At 66.4% G+C, this 23,380-nt stretch carries 21 protein-coding genes, 1 tRNA gene and 1 pseudogene; 11 read left to right on the top strand and 12 right to left on the bottom strand.

Annotated elements, in window-relative coordinates; all coding sequences use genetic code 11:
• The first annotated feature begins 234 nt into the window (after positions 1 to 234).
• From G401_RS0117970 to G401_RS0117960, 3 genes are all read left to right on the top strand, one after another.
• The gene (locus tag G401_RS0117970) at positions 235 to 2,649 is read left to right on the top strand and encodes a DUF7617 domain-containing protein (protein WP_027343603.1); all 2,415 of its coding nucleotides are present in this window, start codon (positions 235 to 237) and stop codon (positions 2,647 to 2,649) included.
• 219 nt (positions 2,650 to 2,868) lie between these two features.
• Entirely contained in the window at positions 2,869 to 3,297 is a 429-nt protein-coding gene (locus tag G401_RS0117965; protein ID WP_027343602.1) for a helix-turn-helix transcriptional regulator, read from the top strand.
• 9 nt (positions 3,298 to 3,306) lie between these two features.
• Positions 3,307 to 3,717 (top strand): VOC family protein, encoded by a 411-nt coding sequence (locus tag G401_RS0117960; RefSeq protein ID WP_027343601.1) that lies wholly within the window; start codon positions 3,307 to 3,309, stop codon positions 3,715 to 3,717.
• A gap of 3 nt (positions 3,718 to 3,720) precedes the next feature.
• Here the strand turns inward: G401_RS0117960 and G401_RS0117955 are convergent, their stop codons facing one another.
• Complete coding sequence (locus G401_RS0117955; protein WP_084557351.1) at positions 3,721 to 4,119, bottom strand: iron chaperone; 399 nt, start codon at positions 4,117 to 4,119, stop codon at positions 3,721 to 3,723.
• Between the two features lie 216 nt (positions 4,120 to 4,335).
• Here G401_RS0117955 and G401_RS46500 point away from each other — a divergent pair, with 216 nt between their 5' ends.
• The 3 genes from G401_RS46500 to G401_RS52890 all read left to right on the top strand — a co-directional run bounded on the left by G401_RS46500 (position 4,336) and on the right by G401_RS52890 (position 6,536).
• A complete protein-coding gene (locus tag G401_RS46500) occupies positions 4,336 to 4,908 on the top strand; it encodes an RNA polymerase sigma factor (RefSeq protein ID WP_051366794.1) in 573 nt (190 codons plus the stop codon).
• The gene (locus G401_RS0117945; RefSeq protein WP_027343599.1) at positions 4,905 to 5,864 is read left to right on the top strand and encodes a CU044_5270 family protein; all 960 of its coding nucleotides are present in this window, start codon (positions 4,905 to 4,907) and stop codon (positions 5,862 to 5,864) included. Before G401_RS46500 ends, G401_RS0117945 begins: the two co-directional genes overlap by 4 nt.
• Positions 5,865 to 5,981: 117 nt before the next feature.
• Positions 5,982 to 6,536 (top strand): histidine phosphatase family protein, encoded by a 555-nt coding sequence (locus tag G401_RS52890; protein ID WP_051366793.1) that lies wholly within the window; start codon positions 5,982 to 5,984, stop codon positions 6,534 to 6,536.
• A gap of 4 nt (positions 6,537 to 6,540) precedes the next feature.
• Here G401_RS52890 and G401_RS0117935 read toward each other — a convergent pair whose 3' ends face one another.
• Positions 6,541 to 6,894, bottom strand: a complete 354-nt coding sequence (locus tag G401_RS0117935; RefSeq protein ID WP_027343598.1) for a spore germination protein GerW family protein — start codon at positions 6,892 to 6,894, stop codon at positions 6,541 to 6,543.
• A gap of 268 nt (positions 6,895 to 7,162) precedes the next feature.
• On the opposite strand from G401_RS0117935, the gene G401_RS54110 reads away from it, so the two are divergent.
• From G401_RS54110 to G401_RS58590, 4 genes and pseudogenes are all read left to right on the top strand, one after another.
• Positions 7,163 to 9,259, top strand: coding sequence for a hypothetical protein (locus tag G401_RS54110; RefSeq protein ID WP_157545842.1), 2,097 nt, complete (start codon positions 7,163 to 7,165; stop codon positions 9,257 to 9,259).
• Positions 9,260 to 9,739: 480 nt separating this feature from the next.
• The gene (locus tag G401_RS0117925) at positions 9,740 to 9,985 is read left to right on the top strand and encodes a hypothetical protein (protein WP_027343597.1); all 246 of its coding nucleotides are present in this window, start codon (positions 9,740 to 9,742) and stop codon (positions 9,983 to 9,985) included.
• 28 nt (positions 9,986 to 10,013) lie between these two features.
• Positions 10,014 to 10,376 carry a hypothetical protein gene (locus G401_RS0117920; protein ID WP_027343596.1) on the top strand — a complete coding sequence of 121 codons (363 nt, stop codon included), beginning with the start codon at positions 10,014 to 10,016 and terminating at the stop codon, positions 10,374 to 10,376.
• Positions 10,377 to 10,511: 135 nt separating this feature from the next.
• Positions 10,512 to 10,703: pseudogene (locus tag G401_RS58590) on the top strand (Fic family protein); the annotation flags it as partial.
• Between the two features lie 129 nt (positions 10,704 to 10,832).
• Here G401_RS58590 and G401_RS0117915 read toward each other — a convergent pair.
• The 10 genes from G401_RS0117915 to G401_RS46480 form a co-directional block, all read right to left on the bottom strand.
• Positions 10,833 to 11,318: a hypothetical protein gene (locus tag G401_RS0117915; protein ID WP_034592105.1), complete on the bottom strand. Its 486-nt coding sequence runs from the start codon at positions 11,316 to 11,318 to the stop codon at positions 10,833 to 10,835.
• A 120-nt stretch (positions 11,319 to 11,438) separates the two neighbouring features.
• Positions 11,439 to 12,983, bottom strand: coding sequence for a type I restriction-modification system subunit M (locus G401_RS0117910; RefSeq protein ID WP_245601762.1), 1,545 nt, complete (start codon positions 12,981 to 12,983; stop codon positions 11,439 to 11,441).
• Positions 12,980 to 14,383: a restriction endonuclease subunit S gene (locus tag G401_RS55910; RefSeq protein WP_169734205.1), complete on the bottom strand. Its 1,404-nt coding sequence runs from the start codon at positions 14,381 to 14,383 to the stop codon at positions 12,980 to 12,982. Before G401_RS55910 ends, G401_RS0117910 begins: the two co-directional genes overlap by 4 nt.
• Complete coding sequence (locus G401_RS0117895) at positions 14,380 to 17,928, bottom strand: DEAD/DEAH box helicase family protein (protein WP_027343591.1); 3,549 nt, start codon at positions 17,926 to 17,928, stop codon at positions 14,380 to 14,382. Before G401_RS0117895 ends, G401_RS55910 begins: the two co-directional genes overlap by 4 nt.
• 485 nt (positions 17,929 to 18,413) lie before the next feature.
• Positions 18,414 to 18,485: transfer RNA gene (locus G401_RS0117890), tRNA-Arg, on the bottom strand.
• Between the two features lie 106 nt (positions 18,486 to 18,591).
• Positions 18,592 to 19,302, bottom strand: a complete 711-nt coding sequence (locus G401_RS52880) for a TetR/AcrR family transcriptional regulator (protein WP_157545838.1) — start codon at positions 19,300 to 19,302, stop codon at positions 18,592 to 18,594.
• Between the two features lie 102 nt (positions 19,303 to 19,404).
• Entirely contained in the window at positions 19,405 to 19,854 is a 450-nt protein-coding gene (locus G401_RS0117880) for a GNAT family N-acetyltransferase (protein ID WP_245601760.1), read from the bottom strand.
• Between the two features lie 41 nt (positions 19,855 to 19,895).
• A complete protein-coding gene (locus G401_RS0117875) occupies positions 19,896 to 21,326 on the bottom strand; it encodes a M20/M25/M40 family metallo-hydrolase (RefSeq protein ID WP_027343589.1) in 1,431 nt (476 codons plus the stop codon).
• Between the two features lie 56 nt (positions 21,327 to 21,382).
• On the bottom strand, positions 21,383 to 21,859 hold the full coding sequence (locus G401_RS0117870; RefSeq protein WP_051366791.1) for an SRPBCC family protein: 477 nt from the start codon (positions 21,857 to 21,859) through the stop codon (positions 21,383 to 21,385).
• Positions 21,856 to 22,206 (bottom strand): ArsR/SmtB family transcription factor, encoded by a 351-nt coding sequence (locus tag G401_RS46480; protein WP_157545836.1) that lies wholly within the window; start codon positions 22,204 to 22,206, stop codon positions 21,856 to 21,858. Before G401_RS46480 ends, G401_RS0117870 begins: the two co-directional genes overlap by 4 nt.
• A gap of 162 nt (positions 22,207 to 22,368) precedes the next feature.
• On the opposite strand from G401_RS46480, the gene G401_RS0117860 reads away from it, so the two are divergent.
• Positions 22,369 to 22,698: a VOC family protein gene (locus tag G401_RS0117860; protein WP_157545834.1), complete on the top strand. Its 330-nt coding sequence runs from the start codon at positions 22,369 to 22,371 to the stop codon at positions 22,696 to 22,698.
• The last annotated feature ends 682 nt before the right edge of the window (positions 22,699 to 23,380 follow it).

The following is a 23,380-nucleotide window of genomic DNA, read 5'->3' as shown; positions in this document are numbered from 1 at the left end:
CGCTTTGCTTCTCGGTGGTGTCACCGTCAGGAAGGCGCCCCCGAACCAGAAGGTTGATCAGCGTCACCTCGGCGAGATCGTCACCAAAGCTCGGTAGTCGCTCAGAGACGCCCTTCGGTCATAGGTGAAGGCCTGCAGCCTTCGCATTCACATCGTGGATGAACGGTCTATCGATAGAGGTATTCACGCATTCACACTCTTACTTCATAGGCGATTGTGGGATCCCATGAGCCCATGCGACCCATACCGTTCCTCGCCACGGGCCTCCTGGTCACGCTGACGCTGGCCGCTCCCACGCCCGCGACCGCACTGGCCCTCGCCGAGGCGAGCACACTCACGAAGTCCGCCCAGAACGTCACGTCCCCGGGCGCCGACCCGGCCAACCACGGGGACGTCATCAACTGGACGCTCGCGTACGACGACAAGGCGACGCCCGGCTCCGCGACGATCACGGACGCGCTGCAGGCCGGCCAATCGTTCGTGCCGGGCTCACTCAAAGTTCCCCCGGGCTGGTCACCGGCCTGGTCCACGGACGGGACGACGTTCACCGGCACCGAGCCGGCCTCGGGCGTCGCCGCCGTCCGCGCGACCAACCCGACGGCCCGCGACGGCGGCACCAACCTCACGCACTTCCTGCTGCCGCCCGTGCAGACCACGGCCACCGCGACCGGCGGCGACGGCTTCACCCCGATCATCTACCGCGACCAGAACGGCGCGGTCGAGTCGTGGAACATGTACCACCATCTCGCCGCGGCGAACGCGAAGCTCGTCTGCGTCGACCTGCTCACCAATGCCCTGTGCGCCGGCGGCCCCTGGCCGCGCCCGGTCAACACCACGCCCGGCCCGCTCGGCACCGGCAGCACCGGCAACATCCAGAGCACCCTGGAGCCGGTGTACGCGCGCGATCCCGCCCATCCCGAGCGGGTCTACTACCCGGCGGTGACCTCGACCGGCGTGGGCGCGGCCTGCCTCGACCTGGAGGCCAGGGCGAACTGCGGTTACGTGGAGCTCGAAAGCCGCGCCTCGACGCCGGGCCTGACCGGGCTGGAAGGCTTCGTCAACGTCGGCGGCAACCTCTACGGCGCCTCGACGACCGGTGACGTGCTCTGCCTCAACCTGGCGGCGCTGACGCCCTGCCCCAGCCAGCCGTACGCGCCGGTCGCGACCCCCACCAGCAACGGCGGCCTCTACCAGGGGTCGGTGGCCACCGCGAACGGGCTCGTCTTCATCTCGTCGTCGCCGTCCGGCGGTCCCGCCCGGCTGGGCTGCTTCGACCCGGCGACCACGGCCGCCTGCACGGGCTGGGCGACTCCGAAGATCGCCGGACCGGCCAGCAGCTCCACGTACTCCGCCTTCGCCTCCTACACCACCGCCGGTACGCCCAACGGTGCGTGCGTACCGGCGAACAACGGGGGGACGCCGGCGGTGACCTGCTTCGCGTTCGACGGGTCGGCGCTGACCGCACCGGTGTTCGGGGCGCTGCCGAACGGCGTACTGACGTTCAATCCGGAGACGGTGACGGCGCCGAACGGCCACCTGCAGAGCTACTTCCCCTTCTGGGGCGGCAGCCTGGCCGGTGGAACCGGTTGCTACGACTGGACCTCCGCCGCGATCTGCGCCGGCTTCCCGTTCCCGAAGACGCATCCGACCGTCAACGGCGGCGCCACCCGCGACTACGGGTACGCGTACGACGCGACGACCGAGTGCCTCGTCGGGCTCGGCGACGCCGGTTATCTGTTCTCGGTGGACCCCGCGACCGGTGGTACGCCGTGCATCCGCAGCGGCGCGTCGGTCACCCTGAACCCGGGGGCGTTCTACTGCGACGGCAAGCCGCACACGCAGGCGTACACGAAGGCGCGGCTGACGGACATCACGTTGTCCAATGTGGATCTCGGCGCGTCGACCGCGACCGTGACCGACCCGGGCGGCAACGTCCTCGCCACTCCGGCGTTCGCGCCGGACGGCACGCTCGACCTGTCGGGCATCTCGCCGGCGGCCCAGCCGAGCATCACGGTCAACGCGCGGCTCGTCCTGCTCAGCACGGCCGACTTCACCGGCGGCAACCAGCCGTCGCTGGTCGTCGAGTACACCGGGGACGCACCGCAGGTCTGCTTCCGCACCACGCTGAGCACCACGTGCAGCGTCACCGCCGTCAGCAACACCGGCACCGGGCAGGACCCGGGCGGCCAGCTGACCTCCAACACGGTGAACCTGCCGATCGCGCCCGGCCAGAACTGCCGGCCGGACGTCTCGGTGAACAAGGAGATCTGCGCCGACCTGCGGGCCTCGCACTGCGGTCCGAGCGGCCCCGGACCCTGGGTGAAGAACTCTCCAGCCGGCCTGCTCGGTCTGCTGGGCAACGCGTACTGGCGGATCACGGTGACCAACAACGGCCAGGTGGCCGCGACGAACGTGACCGTCAACGACAGCGTGGCGCCTGGTTGTGCGAGCGCGGCCGGGACGTTCACGCTCGCGCCGGGGGCAAGCAAGCAGGTCTTCTGCTCCACGTTCCTGCTGGTGCTGCCCTTGACCAACACGGCGAGCGCGAGCTACGGCGGGGCGAACTTCCCGCCGACCACGTCCGCGCCCTCCTCCGCCACGGCCTGCTCGCTGGTCTGCATCCTGCTTCCCCAGGACCAGCGCTACTGACCGGACGGTACGCCTGCGGGCCCGAAGCCTGACAGGTGTGGGGATCGCGGCACCGGCAATCCGGTGCCGCGATTCCATAATTCCTTGCGGGACGCGGGCGCCCGCAATCACGTTCGGCGCACACACGTGTGGCCGATCCGGTCCTCGCGGGACGCAGGCCCCCCGCAATCACGTTCGGCGCACACACGTGCGGCCGAGCCGCAGCGGTAGACTGGCGCCGTGACCAGCCCGGATCCGCGCCTGCGTGAGCTCGCGTCCCTGCGGCGCGTGCGCGACCGGATCGACCGGGAGTACGCGCAGCCCCTGGACGTGGCGGCGCTCGCGACCGGTGCGCACATGTCGGCCGGGCATCTGAGCCGGCAGTTCCGGGCCGTCTACGGCGAATCGCCCTACAGCTACCTCATGACCCGGCGGATCGAGCGCGCGATGACCCTGCTGCGCCGGGGCGACCTGTCGGTCACCGACGTCTGCTTCGCGGTCGGGTGCTCCTCCCTCGGCACCTTCAGTACGCGCTTCTCCGAACTGGTCGGCATGTCGCCGAGCGCGTACCGGAAGGCCGTCGACGAGAACGTCGCCGGGTTGCCGACATGTGTGGTCAAACAGGTCATGCGCCCGATCCGCAGGCGCGACGGCGTCGCGGCGTCGTAGGTTGTTCGCGTGAGCGTCATCATCCAGAACACGTTCCTGCCCGCCGACGACCCCGAGAAGTCGCTGGCCTTCTACCGCGACGCGCTCGGCTTCGAGGTACGCAACGACGTCCGCTACGGCGAACTGCGCTGGATCACTGTCGGCCCGGCGGGCCAGCCGCAGACCTCCATCGTGCTGACCCCGCCGGCCATCGATCCCGGCCTCACCGACGACGAGCGGCGCACGATCGTCGAGCTGATGGCGAAGGGCAGCTACGCGACGATCGTGCTGGCCGCCGACGACCTGGACGCCACCTTCGAACGCCTGCGCTCAAGCGGGGCCGACGTCCTGCAGGAGCCGACCGAGCAGGCGTACGGACTGCGGGACTGCGCCTTCCGCGACCCGGCCGGCAACCACGTACGCATCAACCAGATCCGCTGAGCGTCAGCTCGCCGCCCGCTTCACCAGCTCGGCGATGCGCTTCTCGTCGGCGGCGGTCAGCTTCGTCAGGGCGAACGCGCTCGGCCACATCGCACCGTCGTCGAGGTTGGCCTCGTCGCTGAAGCCGAGGGTCGCGTACCGCGTCTTGAACTTCGAGGCGGGCTGGAAGAAGCAGAGCACCTTGCCGTCCTTCGCGTACGCCGGCTGCCCGTACCAGAGCCTGGGCGCGAGGCCGGGTGCGTTCTTCGTGACGATCGCGTGGATCTTCTCGCCCAGCTCCCGGTCCGGACCGGGCATCTCAGCGATCTTGTCGACGACGTCCTGCGCCGCGGCCTCGGCCTCGGCCGCCTTGTCCTTGCCGCGCCGCGCCGACTTCTTCAGCTCGGTGGCGTGATCCTTCATCGCCGCCCGCTCGTCGTCGCTGAAACCCTCGAACGACGCCGCCTTCTTCTTCGCCTCGGCCACGCTGATTCCCCCTCGCACGCTCGTCTAGATCATCTTCATCCTAGAGACGGCGGCGATCTGAGACTTCTCGAAAACTGACCGATCGCGTGTAATAACCACCTCCGCTCTCGGACTACCTGCTGACGACACCCCTTCGAGGAGAAGGAGCGTTCCGTGACGCCCGAGGACAAATTCACGGCAATCTATTACGAGCATCACCACCAGGTGTACGCGTACGCCGTCGGACGGGTCGGCCGCGACCTCGCCGACGACGTGGCCGGGGAGACCTTCCTCGTCGCCTGGCGCAAACTCGCCGAGGTCCCCCCGACCCCTTTGCCGTGGCTGCTCGGCGTGGCCCGCAACGTGGTACGCCAGCGCTACCACGCCGAGATCCGGCAGGCCGCCCTCGCGGCGGAACTGCGTACCTGGGTGGACGAGGCGTACCTCGACGTGGCCGAGGGCGTGACCGAGAAGGCCGCCACCCTCGCCGCCCTCGCCCAGCTCGGCGAGGAGGACCGGGAACTGCTGACCCTCGTGGCGTGGCACGGCCTGCGTCCCCGCGACGCGGCCAAGGTGGTCGGCTGCTCGACCGCCGCGTACGCCGTCCGCCTGCACCGCGCCCGCAAGCGTCTCCAGCAGGCGCTCGCCCAGCCGCCGCTCCCGCAGCGCCGTTCCGCCAAATCCGTTGCCGGTTCCGTCGCCAGTTCTGTTGTCAGTTCTGTTGTCAGCAAGGAGTTCAGCCGATGAGCACGCACCGCGACACGCTCCGCACCCTCACCGAGGCGCGCCCCGCCCGTCTCACCGCCGACACCCAGCCGGCCGACCCGACCGCGCTGATGGCGTACCCGCGGGAGACGGCCGCCCGGCGTACGCCGCCGGTCCGCCGCCTCGCCTTCGCGGGTGGCGCCCTGGCCGCAGTCGCCGCCGTCGGCGTGGCCGTGGCCACCCTGCCGGCGAACTCCCCGCACGCCCCCACCGCGGCCAACTCCGCCTCGTCCCCCGCCGCGGCCCAGCCGAAGACTGCCTCGGACTGGCTGCTGGTCGCCGCCGAATCCAGTGTCACCGCCACCGCGCACACCGGCCGCTACTGGGTCTTCCGCACCGAGGTCGGCGAGGCCGACCACCCCGCGCTCACCATCGAGCAGTGGCTGGCCACAGTGAACGGCGCGCCGAGCGCCGGCTACTTCTGGGACGCCACGCAGAACAAGTGGACCCGCCGCGACATGCAGGGCCACACCGCCAAGAACAACTTCCTGCTCGCCGGGCAGGGCCGGTCCGCGGCCGCCATCGCCGCCCTGCCCACCCAGCCCGACCAGCTCAAGGCCAAGCTCCTGGCCTGGGAAGGCGAGCGCCTGGAGGGCGACCAGGCCCAGTACCTCTTCTACGCCGCCGCCGCCCTCGTCCTCGATCTCCCCGCCACCCCGGAAGTACGCTCAGCCGCGTACCGGATGCTGGCCGGCGTACCCGGGATCACCAACCTCGGCATCGTGACCGACGCGACCGGCCGCTCCGGCCTCGGCGTGGCGATCCGGCACCGCGGCGACTTCGGCTCGGCCGGCGAGACCCGCCTGATCATCGACCCGGCCACGGGTGTCGCGCTCGCCCAGGAATCCTGGACCAACGGCGTACGCAGCAGCTACACGGCCCTGCTCGCCTCCAGCTGGTCGGACGGCAACCTGCCGGCCGCCACCGAGATCCACTGACACCGCTTCATCCGCCCGGCCGGGTACGCCCCGGCCGGGCCCTTCACGTGATTCGACCGCCTCAAGCCTTGGGACGTCTAGCGATCCGACCCCGTGACGGCGCATGATCCTACGGTGATGACCCACCTCGCCGGCCTCACGGTCGAGCTCATTCCGCACTGCTCTTCCGTTCCGCGCCAAGGCTGGCGGGGCAGCCACGACGAGCGCCCGCTCACCGATGCCGGCCATGAGCAGGCCAAATCACTCGCCCAGAGCCTCGGGAACGTCGACGCCATCTACACCAGCCCCGCCGTGCGCTGCCGCCAGACCGTACAACCGCTGGCCGAGACCGCATCCGTACCCGTCGAAGTGCTCGACGACCTGCGGGAGGTGGATCGCGTACCGGGGCCGGAGGCCTGGGTGAACGGCGTACTCGCGGATTTCGCGCAACCGCTCGGCGGCGCCTGGACCGGCGGCCGCGGCCTGCGGGCGCTGCTGACGATCGCGGAGCGCAACCCGCGGCGGCGCGTCGCCACCTGCTCACACGGCGACACGATCCCGCTGCTGCTGTCGGTGCTGTGCGCGGTGTACGACACGCGCGTCCCGGTGATCCCGGCGCGGGGCGGCTGGTTCCGGCTCGACTTCGGCTACGACACCCTGACCGTCGAATCCAAAGGTACGCCGTTCCGCTGACGCGTCAGCCCCGCGACCGGGCCTTGATGATCGCGCGGACCGTCAGCAACGCCGCCACCACCACGATCTGACCACCGATAATGACCTTGTTGACGTCCACCGCCGGCCGCCAGCGCACATCGCCATTCTTGATCACGAAGACGCCGAGCGGCTTGGCCGCGACCCCCACGCCGCCACCGAATCCGCTGGCCACGGCGTCGTCACCGGCATCCTCCGCCGCGGGCCCGGTGCCACCACCGCCTCCGCCGCCGCCGCTGACCCGCGCGACCGGCAACACGGTGAGACCGTCCTGCATGATCGGGGCGCCGAAGACACGGTCTGCGGCGGTGCCCTGAACAACCTCCCGAACCGTGTCCAACGGCGAGGTTCCATTGACAAGCGTACGCGGCATGAGGTTTTCGCCTCTTCCTGGATCTTGACGTTGGGCGGCCGAACAGGCCGCAAGTGCCACGCTACGGTCAGGCGGAAGGCGCTGAGGAGGTTATCCGCGAACCGGAAACGCCAACCGTGCATCCGCTCTTTCCGTCCCGATCGTCCTGTCGTCACCCGCCACGCGGCAGATAGTCTCACCGGGCCGATCTCCCGGCTCCCACCCCGAGCCGGCTCCCTTCCGACCGGAGGCCCTCTTGCGCCGCATTCGTGCCGCGTTCGCCGCGGTGCTTGCCATCCCCGGCCTGCTCGTCATTTCGCCCGTCACAGCCTCGGCCGCGAGCGCGCCGGCTGTTCCGGCGGCGCCGTACAACCTTCTCGAGCTTGACGGCGGGCCCGGCACATCGTTGATGGTCGAAGGCCAGACCCTCATCGACGACAACAACACCCCGGGCTTCACCATCACGCCCAACGGGGCAGGGTTGACGTTCACCGGCCCCATCAATCCGGATACGCCGGACTACTGGCTGTATCTTCAACCGCCCACCGGCGCCCAGTTCCAGGCAGCGACGTCCTACGCCGTGGCGGGCAGCGCCGATGTGACGCACGCGAGTCTCGCAGGCGCGATCGGCACCTCCCTGAGCGGAACCAGCGGAACGCTGAACGTGCTGGAAGCGAGTTACAGCGGCGGGTCTCTCACGTCGTTCGCCGCGACCATCAGCTTCTCCAACATGGGCGCCCCGGCCAACCCGGTGAAGGGCGAACTGCGATTCGCCTCGACCCGTCCATACATCGCCGGTCGCTCCACGGTGCAACAACTCTTCGGCGAGGTGCCGGTCGGCAGGCACAGCTCGCCGAAGACCATCACCATCACCGGCGCCGGGGTCACACCGGACGTCCTGGGCACCGCGTCCCTGCAGAACGACCCCAACGGCATGTTCTCCATCACCGCCGACACCTGTTCCCACGCGACTCTCGCGTACGGGCAGACCTGCACGGTGTCGATCACGGCCGCGCCGACCCAGGCAGAGTCGATCACCGCCAGTCTCGTCGTGCCGGATCAGTCCTTCGGCGGCCAGCGCCGCTCCCAGCTGTGGGCCACCGCGGTGATCAGCACTGCCGGCACGTACCGGCCGGCGGGACCGCTACGGATTCTGGACACCCGCAAGGGCTTGGGAGCGTCGGGCGCGGTCGGCGCGAACAAGACGATCAACGTGAAGGTCGCCGGGGCCCAGGGGCTGCCGGGTTCCGGCATGTCCGCGGTGGTGATGAACGTGACCGTCACCGGGGCCACGGCCAACAGCTTCCTGACCGTCTACCCGTCGGGCCAGGCGCGTCCCACCGCGTCCAACCTGAACTTCGTCGCCGGATGGACCGGCGCGAACCAGGTCACCGTGCCGATCGGGCCGGACGGCACGGTGAACTTCTACAACCTCACCGGCTCGGTTCACGTGATCGCCGACGTGGCCGGCTACTACGTCACCGACGGCTACCCCCAGATCGGCTACGGCTACCGCCCGCTCGCCGCGCCGACCCGGCTGCTGGACACGCGGTCGACGCACAGCCTCGCCGCCCACGAGAAGATCACGGTCATGTTCGACCTCGGCCAGTTCCAGTACGCGGGCGCCGCCGCGGTCAACATCACTGCGACCGGCGCTCAGGCGCCCGGCTTCCTGACAGCGTGGAACGGCTCGCCATTCGCGCCGGAAGCCTCGACACTGAACTTCACACGCGGTTCGACCGTCGCCAACATGGCCACGGTCCCGACGGGCGACTGCGCGTTCGTCTTCTCCGATCATTCGATCTGCGGCGACCACCTGCACGCCGCCGAGCTCACGCTCCAGAACTTCTCCTCCGGTCCGGTGGACGTGATCATCGACCTGATGGGCGAGTACGACGCCACGCAGATCCCCGGCGGCCTGCGGTTCCGGCCCGTAGCACCCACGCGGATCGTGGACTCGCGTACCGGCCTGGGTCTGACGTCGGCACTGGCGGCGAACACGACCGGCACCGTCTCCGTTCCGGCCGCCATCGCCGGCGCTGACAGCCGCGCCCTCGCACTCAACGTGACCGCGGTGGCTCCAACCAAGGCCACCTACCTCACCGTGTGGCCGTCGGGGTCGCCCCGTCCCACCGCCAGCAACGTCAACCCGGCCGCCGGAAAGACCGTGCCCAACAGCGTCGCGGCACTGCTCGGCGGCGGAGCCGTCAACGTCTACAACGCGGCCGGCACCACCAACGTCGTCGTCGACGTGGACGGCGTCTTCGACCACTTCGCGTACGCGTACCCCGGGGTGTCCGGTCCGGACCAGACCGCGACCGTCGCCACCACGTGGATCTACCGCTGGCCGTGAAGTAGCTGGTCGTGAGACCACGGACTGCCGCACTCCTTGAGGGGTGCGGCAGTCCGCCTTTCACGGGTGGACCGAGCCGGTGACAGCCGGACGGATAGCCGAAAGCCTCGACCGGATTTCCTGGTCGAGGCTCTTTTTGCAGCTCAGAAGTGGTGCCCCCGGCGAGTCCCGTCGAACATGGGAACGTCCTGATGCGCCTGGCGACGTGGCGATCATCAGCAGTTCCTGGTCACTGTCGTAGTCAGCAGCGGACTAACATTCGAGTTAGCCCGTATCAGAGATATCGGGCGAACTCGAATCGATCGACCCGATGTGGCACAACCCGAACCGCATTCACACTGCTCAGGGGCCTGTCCTGGCCATTGCGGCGCTGGGGCGACGCACGACGTGAACCGTTGTGCGGGGCGCGGCCCAAAGGCGCCCCGCACACGCAGCGCGGCAACCAACGCAATTGGGTTCCCTCAGCCATAGTCTATCCCCGTGACGACGGAGATTGAGCTTCGCGACTGGCGCTGCGGCCCCATCGTTGCCGAACGTCTGGCTGCCGACCTGCTCCAACTGGACGGCTATACCGAGGTTGATCCGCAGGCAACGCTGGACGGACCGGACGGCAAGAAGGACATCCTGGTCCGCTACCGAGGACAGCTCATGGTCGTCGCGGTCTACTTCCCCCCGACCCAGCCGTCGTTCGCGGAGATCAAGGCAAGTATAACCATGATCGAGTAGGTGTGTCCGCAGCCCAAGCCACGGGCTGGTGTTTGTTGTCAACCAACAGCTGACCACCGGTCAGCGCCGGACGCTCCTCGGCGAGAACCGGGACATAGACCATCTCTATCACCTGGAGCGAATCCGGTCGCTTCTTGATTCGCCGCTAGGCTACGGGCTCCGGCTTGAATACCTTCGCCGCCCGATGACCGCCGAGGAACAGGTCGCATTCGTCAACGCCCGTAAACGAGACGCTGTGCTGCGAATGATGATCGACAAGGCGCCGAATGACCTGGTGGCCGCTGAGGCTCGCTCCGCAGTCGCTCAGCTGAACGTCTGGAACCTTCGCCTCCTCCACCGCACGCTCATGGAAGCGTCCGGCCTGCGACACCGCATCGGTGGCCAGGTATGAGAAGTGTCCTGGACGTACGGGCGATCTACGGACGGCTTGGCGCCACCGCCTCCGAACGAAGTTCCAGATCCAATCATCGAGCATCTTGCCTGGTAGCGGACCGCCTACGCGGAGGCCGTCACCAGCGACACCCGTACAGTCCTACAGATTCTGGCCCGGTTTCTACATGGGCTGGTCTCAATCCAGCCGTTCATCGATGGCAACGGTCGGCTAGGGCGGATACTCATCGACCAGGCCGCAGAGGAGCTGCTTGGAAAGCGAATCGCTTCGGATCTGATCACTGACTACCCGACCTACCTTCATGCACTCCGAGCCGCGGCGATCTGAAGGTGCTCACCGATCTGATCCGGGTCGCTCTCGAGTGACGAGCCCGGCTCGGGTACTAATTCATCCCGCCTGCGCCGGCGAATCTTCTGTAGTCCCGCGATGGCTGTCGGGCCTCCGGCCGCCACCACATCAATTGAGGTACGTACGGAGCCCAGTCGCGTAGTCGACCAGTAGTTCACCCAGGCGCTCATCGATCAACTTGGCATCTGCCTCGCTCAGCTCCAAGAGAGTGCGCCGTAGGTAGGCGCTCCAGCTCTCCGGCTTGGGAAACGCATCCATCGAGTGGACGAGCGGTTGCAGCTCTAGCCCACTTCGATATGGCGCGACACCAGAGATCCGCAGTGTGCACCCAGAAACGAACGTCATTCCGGCGATCTCGACCGGATCGTCGAGACTACGAACAGCGCTCGTGGCGATCGCAGTCCCGATAACCCGGCCTCGATCTAAGCTCGGACTGTTCCATGCGCTGCGCGTCGTGTACAGGAAGAGCCGGTCGCCAGGAACAAGTGCGCGAACCTCCGCGCGAGGCGTGGCGGGGAACGCCATCCGCTGATGCTGCAAGACCCAGCGGATCGCGTCGCGATGCCCGAGAACAACTAGGTATGCGCGGCTCATGTCGATGAGGATAGCGTCGTCCTGACGGATGGCACGTCATCCGTCGCGGGCTGACCGAGGAGCAGGCGTTGCCCTGATCGCGCTGATGGTCCGCTGCAAAGCACGGTCTTGGCGACCGTATTAGGCCCCCGTCCCATCGGGCACCGGTTCACCAAGAGCTTCGGCAATCGCCGCAAACTCCGCAAGGGCAGCCTCTAGATCGTCGACGATTTCGCGTGCAATCGCTCCTGGGGGAAGGAGGCTGTCCGTATCGTCGAGAGCCGGGTCCTGGAGCCAGGCGATGTCGAGGTTGACCTTGTCTCGTTTGAGTAGCTCCTCCACCGAGAACGCGCAGAATCGGTCCGTCTCGACCCGCTCATTGCGGGGTTTGCCGGGTCGGTAGACGCTCACGAAATCATCGAGGTGCGCTCGGCGCAGTGGCTTAGTTTTCAGAGTAAAGTGCTGCCCGATCCGAAAGTCATAGACCCATAGTGCTGATGTCCACGGCTGCCCGTCCGTGCGCGGAGGCTTCTTATCGAAGAACAGCACGTTAGCTTTGACTCCGCCAGCATAAAAAATGCCCGTCGGCAGGCGAAGCAGAGTATGGACGTCAAATTCCTTGAGGAGTCTGCGCCTAATGGCTTCTCCCGCCCCGCCCTCAAACAGAACGTTATCGGGTAGAACCACAGCCGCCCGACCATCAACTTTCAGCGCCGACATGATGTGTTGAACGAAGTTCAGCTGCTTGTTGGTGGTCGTAGAGCGGAAATCCGTGCGATCGTAGGAGATATCTTCCTTATCTAGGCGGCCATCAGTGCCGTAGACGGTGATGGACGACTTCTTTCCGAATGGCGGGTTGGCGAGGATGAGCGACACCCTCTCATCGCCGGTCGGCTGCTTGGCCAAGGCGTCGCGAACCTCGATCAATGAAGGACCGTCGCTAGCGCCGACGCCGTGCAGGAGCATGTTCATCGCCGCGAGACGCGCAGTTCCAGCCACCAACTCCACGCCACGGATCGCACCACTCGACAGGCGCTCGCGCTGTGCCTTGGTCATGTGTCCCTTGTGACGGTTAGCGATATATGCGTGAGCAGCAATGAGAAAGCCGCCCGTACCACACGCTGGGTCAAGGATCGTGTCGTCCGGGGTCGGGTCAGTCACCTCGACTATGGCTTCGATCAAGGGCCGGGGCGTGAAGTACTGACCTGCGCCAGTTTTGATGTCTTCAGCACCTTTGGCCAATAGGCCCTCGTAAGCATCGCCCTTAATGTCTATCCCGGCCGCAGCCCATTCTTGCCTGCCTATAAGATCAACGGCGAGCTTCTGCAGCTTCGCAGGATCAGCGATCTTATTCTGAGCCTTCGCAAAGATTGTCCCCAAGTTTGTATGAGGATACTTGGCCAATTCGATAAGGACATGTCGGTAGTGGCGTTCGAGTTCTTCCCCCTGCTTTGCGATCAGCGATGACCAGTCCAAGTTTTCGGGGACGATCCGCTTCGGGGCGTCGCTGAGGTCGTTTCGGTACTGCTCATCCGCGATCTTGAGAAAGAGCAAGTACGACAACTGCTCCACATAGTCGATCGTGGAAAGGCCATCGTCACGCAGTACGGTGCAGTAGTTCCACAGCTTTGCTACCAGGGAATTTGTCTCAGCCTGAGCTGTCATCACGCTAGTCTCGCCGTTCATAGCGGCAACTCCTCCTGAAACCCGGCCGATTGCCCAGAAGGCTTTCTCGGTGCCAAAACGGGTGATCGTCTAGCGCCACGTCGAGACAACGAAGTGCCCCGCTGCTCCGTCTCGATTTTTTCCAAAAGTTCACGCGCACACTCATCTGAGGGATTTTGCTTCGCAAGTTGACCTTTCAGCGCAGCTTCAAGCAGCGCTTGGCGAAGATGCACAGCGCGCTGCCGGGCCTTCGCCAGAGCCGCAGCCAACCGATCGACACCGCTGAGCAGTTCCTTGGTGGAGGCGACGATTTGGAGTTGCTCATGAATTGGCGGGATCGGGAACTCGACCGACTTGAAGCGACCCGCCGACAAGTGGGCGATGTTTGTCGTGATGCGGACCTCTTCGACAAACCTCCTGGCGTGCATATGGCGCCGGAAGACAAGTAAGGCCCACTCTGGGTCGACACCGTCGTTCGCCCGGAACCGCAAGAGGCTATTAGTAAAAGCGACGTCGCGTGGCAATCCGCGATACATTGCCGGTCGCCCAAGATACTCAGGACTTTGACCCTCGTTAAGCAGAATATCGCCTATGCGAAGGCGGAACCGCTCAAAAAGTTCATCCGGAAAGTGCATCTCCATAACGTCATCCACATCGATGCGATCCTCGAAGACATTGGCTACGCGGAGATACGGCCGCATACTATCGCCGGTGTGCCAGTCAGGATGACGCTGCCGACCGAGATCGACTGCACCTCCTTCCGCGACTGTTACCACTTGCCAATGTTCCGGAGCAGGAAGGGGCACCGCACTAATGATGATGCGCTTTGCAAGCATCACTGCTCGACGCTGATCGGCCACCACGGCAGTTTCGGCAGCATCGAGCCTCGACAGATGATCTTCAACTGCTTCAACAATGCGCTTCTGTTCGACGGCGGGCGGCAGCAGAAGTTCGACGTCGGCGAGCGCACTCTGAGATATGTTTCGCATCGACTCCTGGGCGCCCGTGGACTTCGCAGAGATCTGACGCCGAACAGTCGGCGACGCTAACGCGTATACGAGCCACCGTGGGTCAATATTTGATGCGGGCTTTAGACGTAGGCTTTTGTCTGAAAGGAGCAGCCGTCTGCGGCACTCGCCAACTAACACCGGGGCACCGACGTATGCTTCGGTATTGGCTCGACTAACTAGGATGTCGCCAGGACGGATCTCGTACCGGGGGTCAGGCTCGCGATGGCTAGGGAGTGCCTTGTTCTCATCCTCTTTGAATGTTCCCCAGGTCATCGCGCTGACCTTGATTACGCCCCACTCATCGAAGTTTGCGGGCCGCGGCTCGCAGGTGAACGACTTTCCGGCTTCGATACCGAGCAAGATGTCGCCCAGTTTGACGCGAGCCCAACCCTCCGGCAGTCCTTCGCTCAAGCTAGTTCTCGATCCAATTCGATGACTATGTTCCGGGCGCGGTCTTTACCACCGAATTGTCTGACTAGTCCGGCTTGGCCCCCGCGCTCGGTAAAGGGTATGTCATTGATGTCCTCGACCGTGATACCCACCCCGATGGCGATGGTGTCGCGGATGTGATCCAGCCACCATCGCTGGTCAGCGGTGAAGCGGGCTCCGGCCTGTTCCTGGCGAAGCAGCCAGCCGGCGAAGCGTTCTTCGACAACGCTACGGTAGGGCCGTAGATCGCTGTCGAGACCGAGTTCATAGCGGATGAGGCTAACGAGATCCGGCAGTCCGGCGTCGCCGTCTGGCGAGGCTACGGCCGTGTCGAGGGTTTCGTAGGCGTCCCAGAGGATCGCAGGGGTCCAGGTGAATGGAGGACGGCGGATGCGGGCGGCGAGTTCGCCCAGTTTGGCTAGGGCATCCCTGCCGCCACCCCGCCTGCTGTTGAGAACCTGGATCGCGGTGATCTCGTCGTGGTGCTCCTCGAGGTAAGCGCGCCAGGACCCGACGACGGACGCGGCACGTTCTTCCCGTGGAACGAGTTCGAGCCGTGTGATCTCGTCGGTGCTGGTGGCGTCGTAGGTGATGTCGTGGTCGCGGCGGATCTCCATGATCCGGGCTCGAAACGCTGGGTTGCTGGTCAGCGGTGCGATGGCCTGCGCAACGAGCCGCCGGGCGGCGGGATTTCCGCCGATAAGCTGGGCTTGTTCCTGCGTGTCAGGGTCGATAGCGGAGACGATCTGCCGGGCGAGTGAGGCGATAGTGAGCCCGCCCACGTTGGCGAGTTCGTTGCGCTCTGCGGGGGTGATCTGCTGGTTGAGCCGGGATAGCCGTCCAGCGAGGGTCGCGGCTTCGGTGATGTCGATGGACAGGCTGGCGCACTTCTGGAGCAGCTTGTCCAGGCTGATCTGCTTCTCGCTCGCTGCGGTGAGGGGTTTGGCGTCCACGAGCCGGGAGTCAGTGACGCCGGCAGCGTCGAGCAGGATGAAGCGAGTCTTCGCCACGTCAGGTCCGGCGCCGGGGGTGACCTCGCGGAGTTCGTCGCTGTCAAGGGTGCGGGCAGCGCGGCCTTTCATCTGCTCGAACAGCACTGCACTGCGTACAGCGCGCATGAAGATCACGCATTCGAGGGCGCGGACGTCGGTGCCGGTGGCGATCATGTCGACGGTCACCGCGACCCGTAGAGCGGGGTTATGGCGCAGGTCGTTTATGAGAGTGTCGGGGTTCTTCCCCGCGGCCCGGACCCTGTAGGTGATCTTCGTGGCGAAATCGTCGCCTTCGCCGAAGACGATTTTGACGTGCTGAAGGATCTCCTCGGCGTGGTTGTCGTCCGCCGCGAAGATCAACGTCTTGGGCACCACGTCCCGGCCGGGGAACCAGGCCCGCCAATTGTCGCGGTACGTGGTGAGCACCGTGCGAATGTGGTCCTCGGCGATGACAGACCGGCCCAACTGCCGCCCAGTGTAGATGAAATCGTCGTCGAGCTGCTCGTAGCGCTGGGCACGGGTCGCCCGGTTGCGGACCCTGACGGTGGTGCCCTCGTCGATCAGCGAACCTTCGGTGCCGATCTTCGTCGACAGGCGAACCACGTCGAAGTCGACGTTGACCGCGTCGGCCACTGCCATCTCGTAGGTGTACTCCGAGACCAGGTTCTGATGGAAGAACCCCAGGGTCTGCTTGGTCGGGGTCGCGGTTAGGCCGACGATGTGCGCGTCGAAGTAGTCCAGCACCCCACGCCAGAGTCCGTAGATCGACCGGTGGCATTCGTCCACGACGATCAGGTCGAATGACTCCGGTGGTACACGCGGGTTGTAAGTCACCTCGACTGGCGCTTCGGCGGCGTAGGCTTCATCGCTGGCGGCCATGCCAGTGGTGTCTTCGGCGTCGTCGGCTGCGTCGTCGGCTGCGATCGTCTCGCCGCGCAGCAGGGCGTACATCTTCTGGATCGTGCAAATCACGACACTGGACGAATCCTGCACTGCGTCACCGGCGAGGCGCTCGGCGTTGTAGAGCTCACCGAACTTGCGCCCGTCGTCTGGCGGGACGTAGTTGCGGAACTCGCCGAGGGCCTGGCGGCCAAGGTTGTTGCGGTCGACCAGGAACAGGACCCGCCTGGCTCTGGCGTGCTTGAGAAGCCGATATACCTCAGTCACCGCGGTGAACGTCTTGCCCGCGCCGGTCGCCATTTGGATCAGGCCACGGGGCATGTCGCGCGACAGAGAAGCCTCCAGCCCCGTGATCGCCTCGATCTGCGCCGGCCGCAACCCGCTAGTCTCCAGCACTGGCAACGCTCGCAACCGAGCCCGGTACGTGGGTGCCTCAGGGTGTTCCTGGGCATGGAGCATCCACCAGGCGATTGTCTCGGGCCGGTGGAACGAGAACACCTGGCGACTGCGCGCATGCGGGTCGAGACAGTTCAAGAACATCGTCTCGGTACCCGTGGTGGCATAGCGGAACGCCAGGGGTTCGTCACGGCTCCACACGGCTAGGGAATGTTCCTTCAATACGCCCTGGGCGTAGCGGGCGTTCTGCGTCTGGGCGGCAGTCAATGACTCGCCTTCCCGCTTTGCCTCGATGACTCCGACAATCATGCCGTCGACATACAGCACATAGTCCGCCGGTCCAGATACGAGCCGGAACTCCCGGACCGCGACACCTCGCCCGGCCAGGGGGTTGAGATCCTTCCCGTCCTGAACGATCCAGCCTGCATCGGCGAGCATTTGATCGATGACTCGGCGTGCCTGCGTCTCGGTCAGCGGGGCGGGTAGAGTCGCCCGCTCGACCATCGTTTCCCGTATAGCGGCCGAGACCCGGGCTGGCTGCTCCTTTACCGCAGCGAATGCGACCCGCTGCGCCGCCCGTAATCCTTCCAGCTCCGCCAACAGAGCCTCGTTGCGAGCTCGCAACTCCTCATGCAGAGCCCTAGACACCGCGACTAGTGACTCAGCCTCGACCAGTGCCCGCTCGTGCGCCTGCGCCTGATCGACCGCATCGCCCAGCCGCAGTTTCGACTCGGCCAGCGCCTCGCGGTCCCGTGTTAACGTCTGCCGCAGCTGCAACAACTCCGCCGGATCTGTGACCACCGGCTCAGCGGGAGGAACAAACCCCTCCACTGTGCGGTCGCCCGACAGCGCTCGGTGCAGCCACACCCCCAGCTCCCACGCCAGCCGAATAGCCTCAAGCGCACGAGCAGTGTCGAACACATGCCGGTGCGCCGCCTGGTTGCCAGAAGTGCGCAAAGTGTCGAATGCGGCCCGAATCTTGGGGGTCAGCATGCCTGCGTTGCTGAGCACGGCGAGCCGATGAATTTGGAGATCCCCGTGAACCCTCAAACCTGCGCGGGTGATCAGCTCCTCGGCCAAGACCTCACCGAACTGTCGCATATGTACCAGCGCAGCATTGGCGTCGGTGAACGCTACAGCCTCGGCCTGCGCTCCATACATCGCGAGCAACGGTTGATACCCAAACAGGCGCCCGAAGTTCGCTGACGACCGCGCCAGATCCGCCAATCGATCGTCCACCGCGCCCCCTCGCATCCGCGTCACGACATCCTACGTGGATAGCCTCGCCTATCGATACGGTTTGCTATTGGGCACCTTGTTCGTCTGCTGGTGGCTTTTCGGCCGTTCTCGCCATCCGCGATCTGCTGCGGCCCACATGAGCGCATCAAGGACGGCGGCTCGCTGAACCCGGGCGAGCGCCTTTCCCTCTTCGCCGGGAACCGCGACGATTTCGAGCTGGAAGCTGGGCTGGTGTTGGTTGGCCCTGTCTGACCGATGCTGTCCTCGCGGCGGTGGTGAGCTTTCATCTCCTGCTGCAGGTCTCGTCATGCACAACTAACGATCGATCATGAACGCTGACCGCCGAGGGTATGGATCGAACCTGCGCGCACGGTACCTGTTATGACCAGCTAAACCCAATGCGGGCTCAGGATAGGGAAAGTACGCACGGGCCGGTAAGCAGCCCGCTAGCAGCACAAATGCGAATTGGGTTCATAGATTAAAAGTGCCCCCGGCAGGATTCGAACCTGCGCCCCCGCCTCCGGAGGGCGGTGCTCTATCCCCTGAGCTACGGGGGCTCAGTGACCGACAAAGATTACCAGGTCCCCTGGACAACACCGAATCGGTATCCCCGCCACGCCGCCACCAGCCCCGACTCTGGGAACACGCCGGGAAGGCGCCGCGTCACACCGCCCGGATGAACCCGTCGAGCAGCCAGTCCAACCCGGCCTGGAACCCTCCCCGCTGCCCCGCGAGCCCCGGCGCTCCGAGCCGGCCGGCCTCCTCGCCCCCTTGAAGGCTGGAGAAGTAGGCTCCGGCCGATGCCAGCCATTCTGTCTGGCCGAGCCCGTCCCGCAGGCGCATCGCCCGTTCCGCGAGTTCGAAGGTCCCATACCCCATGGTGTACGCGTCCACGGCCACCAGCAGTGCGGAGGTCCGCTCCCGGTCCAGCCCGAGCGGTGCCACTGCGGCGAGGGACTGTTCGCGTTGGCGTACGGAGTTGGGGCCGATCGCGGGGGCGAGGGTGACCGCGGTCATCAGCCAGGGGTGGCGGTAGCCGACTTCGAGGGCGCGCCGGGTGATCGCGTGCAGCGCGGTACGCCAGTCGGCCGGCACCTCGTCCAGCAGCATCTCCGCGATGACGCGGTCGACCATCAGCTCGATGAGGTCGTCTTTGCGGTCGATGAAGGTGTACATCCGCATCGGCCGGACGTCGAGCTCGCTTGCCACCTTGCGGAGGGTGACGGCGTCGAGGCCGCCGAGGTCGGCCAGGTCGACGGCTTTGGTGAGGATCTCGTCGAGGCTGAGCGGACGGGGCTGCGCCGGCACGAATCGGGTCCAGACCGATCCGCCGGCGGAACCGAGGGGCCCGGCGGGGAGGGGGTTGCGAGGCACTGGCCCACTGTATGCCGCACGCTGCGCGGGTACGGCGGATCGACGAAGGTACGCCGGATCGATTATCGGCGCAAAAGCCTCGCATCTGCGAGGGTCAAGGGTTCAGGAAAGGGTCAGACGCAAGAGGGGCAGCGACCGGCCGCTGGACGACGAGATCGACTCCCCGATGCGTACGGCGCCGAGGTGCAGGTAGAACTCCTCGGCTTGGGGATCGGCCTCGATCAGCAGCGAGACGAATCCGGCCGCGCGGGCGCGGTAGGCGGCGTCCTCGAACAGCCGGCGGCCGACGCCGGTGCCGATCGCCCACGGGTCGACGAAGAGCAGGTCGACATGGCCTTCGGGCGGCGTACCCAGGAGGGTCACCAGGCCGGCGGGGCGGCCGTCCCGCTCGGCGACCACGGTGCTGGCGATCTGGTCCGGGCGCACGGTCAGCTCCGGGCGTACGCGGTCGAGAAAAGCCTGGTCGTAGCCCCAGTGGGCCTTGGACCGCAGGACGAGCTCGGTCAGCTCGGCCGCTTCGCCGGACCGGGCGGCGCGCAGTGTGATCTCCACGCCGCCCAGGGTAGGCCGGTCGAGCGCTCGGTCGCGAAGGATTAGACGCCCGGCACCGGGAAGGCCACCGGGCTGCGATGCCCGTCCGTGTCCACCGCGCGTACGCCGAAGAACACGTTGTCCTTCGACAGCGGGATCCGGATCGACGTGTCCGTTCCGGCCGGGAGCACGAACTGCCAGTCCGGCGCCGTGGTCTCCCGGTAGACGATCTCGTATCCGGCCAGGTCGGCGGCGGTCGAGGCGGCCCAGTGCAGGGTCGTGTTGTTGGTGAGGTCCGTCGTGACGATCGTGGCGGCCTGCGGCGTACCGGGCGCCTGCGCGAGTGACCAGAGGACCGCCGCGTTCACCTTCGCGACCCGGGCGATGTACCCGAAGTCGCAGAACTCCGGCAGGTCGCCGTACTGGACGCCGTCGACGACGCGTACGTCCTGGTGCTGGTGGGCGAAGTTCTCCGCCGGTTCGGTGAAGCGGGCCGCGGGGAAGCCCTGGGTGAGGAAGGAGATCTGGTCGCCGCCGCGCAGGTAGCGGTCGCGGCGGTAGACCACCCGGAGGTTCATGTCCGTCGCCGGGTTCTGCGCGACCGCCGTCGCGAACCGCGCGAGCTGCCGCGCCGGGGAGTCGTTCTCGCCCCCGACCGCCTGGCGGGTCGAGGCCTGGGCGGGTGTCTCGGCCGTGGGCACGCCTTCGGCGAACAATCGCAGCGTACGCGGATCCCGGTGGCCGTTCTCGTCGGTGGAACTGCCGACGATGTCGTTGGTGAACATCCCCTGTACGCCGAGTCCCGCCGCCTTCATCTGCGCGGCCAGGTACCCCGAACCGTAGAGTCCCTGCTCCTCTCCGGCGACGGCGGCGAGCACGATCGTCGCCTCGGTACGCCGGGTCGCGAACAGCCGGGCGAGTTCGAGGACGACGGCCACGCCGGACGCGTCGTCGTCGGCCCCGGGGGCGTCGGAGGTGAAGTCCATGACGTCGGTGCAGCGCGAATCGTAGTGCCCGGACAGGACGTAGACCCGGTTCGGATCGCCGTCTCCGGCCAGGGTCGCGACGACGTTGGTGATCACGGTCGGCGTCGGTATGCGAGACGCCACCGGCTGCACGAACGACTGCTTCTCCACCGTCATCCGACCCCCCGACGCACTCGCGTACGCCGACAGCTGGTCGAAGATCCAGTCTCGGACCGCGCCGATGCCGCGTACCGGATCATCCTGACTGGACAGTGTGTGGCGGGTACCGAAGGCGGCGAGCCGGCGTACGGTCGCCTCGATGCGGTGCGGGTCGATCTGCCGCAGCAGGTCGCGCAGCTCGCGGTCGGGGTTCTGGTTCTGGATCGGCAGGCCGGGGCCCGGATGGGCGGCGGCCGGAGTGGCGGACAGGCTCGGGGCGACGGTCGCCGCGGCGACGGCGACGGCGGGCGCGGCCAGCAGCGTGCGACGGGTGGGCCGGGGTACGGCGCGCGAATCGCTGGAATCCATACCAGTGATTGCACGCCCGCCCCGGCCCTTTGTCCATCGATACTATTCAGTGCCGTTCAGTTCTTGAGCGTCCTGAGGTACGCCTCCAGCGCCGCGTAGGACTCCCGGGCGCCACCCTCCATGCCGGAGGCGACCATCCCGTCGCGGTCCTCCCGGTTGGCGAACGTCGACGTGCCGGTCAGCAGCGTCTTGCCGTCCTTCTCGCTGAAGACCAGACGCTCGACCGAGATGTGCCCGGGCAGCCCTTCCCACTCGAAGGTCTGCACGATCAGCTCGTGCTCGACGATCTCCCGGATCTCGCCGCGGAACGCCCAGCGCTCGCCCTCCGGGCCGTGCTCGACGAAGCGCCACGTCCCGCCGGGGCGGAAGTCCAGCTCGGCGTCCATCTCGTGGCCCCGGCCCCACCAGTGCTTGAGGTGCTCGGCCTTGGTGTGCACCTCCCACACCAGCGCCAGCGGCGCGTCGACGAGCCTGGTCATGACGATCTCGGTGTCCCCCTGGACCTCGACGGTCATGGTGTCGGTCCCGCTCATCTCACTTCTCCTTCGGAAGGGGGCTTCGGCCCCGGTCGCAGATCCTTCAGATAGGTGTCGAGCCGGTCGTAGCGCTCATCCCAGAAGCGCCGGTACTGCTCGGCCCAGGCGGAGATCTCGCGCAGCGGCGCGGCCTCCAGCTTGCACGGACGCCACTGCGCGTCCTTGCCCCGGGTGATGAGTCCGGCCTGCTCCAGCACCTTCAGATGCTTGGAGACGGCCTGCAGGCTCATCGGGAACGGCTCGGCCAGCTGGTTGACGGTGGCGTCGCCGTCCGCGAGCCGGGCCAGGATGGCCCGTCGCGTCGGGTCGGCCAGGGCCGCGAACACCGCACTCAGCTTGTCCACGGCGCCTCCAGTGTATTCAACCAACCGGTTTATCAACTTACAGGTTGAGTATGCACCTCACGGCAGCCCTCCGCAACCGGTTGTCACATTTCCCCGGCGCGATCCGTCAACGAGGCATGAGCCGCTGCCCCACCTGGCAGCATGAGACCCATGGAGAATCCGATGATCAAGACCGTTCTCTACCCCGTGAAGAACCTCGACGCCGCCAAGGCGCGCTTCACCGCGCTCATCGGCTCGGCCCCCGTCGCCGACTCCCCGTACTACGTCGGCTGGAACCTCGAAGACGGCCAGCACGTCGGCCTCGTCCCGGACAGCCCCACGCCCGGCGCGGCGTACTGGCACGTCAGCGACATCAACTCCAGCCTGCAGGGGCTCGTGGACGCCGGCTCGACGGTGGTCCAGGACCCGCGCGACGTCGGCGGCGGACGCCTCGTCGCGCTCGCCGAGGACCCGGACGGCAATGTCATCGGCCTCGTCCAGGACCAGGCCTAATTCAAGATCTTCTTTAGGACCTTGTCCCGGGCTCGTCGATCTCACCTCCGCTCCTCGCGCGGGAGACCGGGAGGCCCCGTCACATAACGTGACGGGGCCTCCCTGCCAGGTGAGTGGGGCGACGCATCCATCACCGCCGCCCAGTCACCGTCTCACCCCTGCACCCCCGCCCTCACCCCTGCACCCGCGCCCTCACCCCTGCACTCCCGCCCTTTGTCGCGACTGTCCGACTTGTGCGGCTGGTCGATGGCCGATGGGGTGATCATTTACGGCTGAGGTGTAAAAACGGCCTCCTGCTGCATGATCGTTTACGGTTCTGGAGCGCGTTGACCGGCTCTTGTTACACCTGACGCGTCATTGATCATGCGGGTCGGGCGGGATTTACGCCTCAGCCGTAAATGATCAAGAATTCAGTGCCCTGTGTCCGCATGACGGAAGATCGTTCCCGCATCACGGCCAGGGTCAACAGTGGGACGGCGTGGCCGTGATCCATAGCGGCTGGGATGTAGAAATGCGCCCCTCGCCAAGATCCAACGTGGCTGGGATGTAGGAAATCGACCTAGAGCGACATCTCGGCCGTAGTGGATCGAGGGTACGTGCCCGAAAACTACATCCCAGCCGCGAACGATCACCGCCCAGTCGATCCGCCCAGCCGCCATATCGGACAGTCGCGACAAAGCCA

The organism is Hamadaea tsunoensis DSM 44101, from assembly GCF_000428945.1.
Lineage (GTDB): Bacteria > Actinomycetota > Actinomycetes > Mycobacteriales > Micromonosporaceae > Hamadaea > Hamadaea tsunoensis.
Note: the sequence above shows the minus strand (reverse complement) of the source record. Positions and strands in the feature narration are given on the sequence as shown.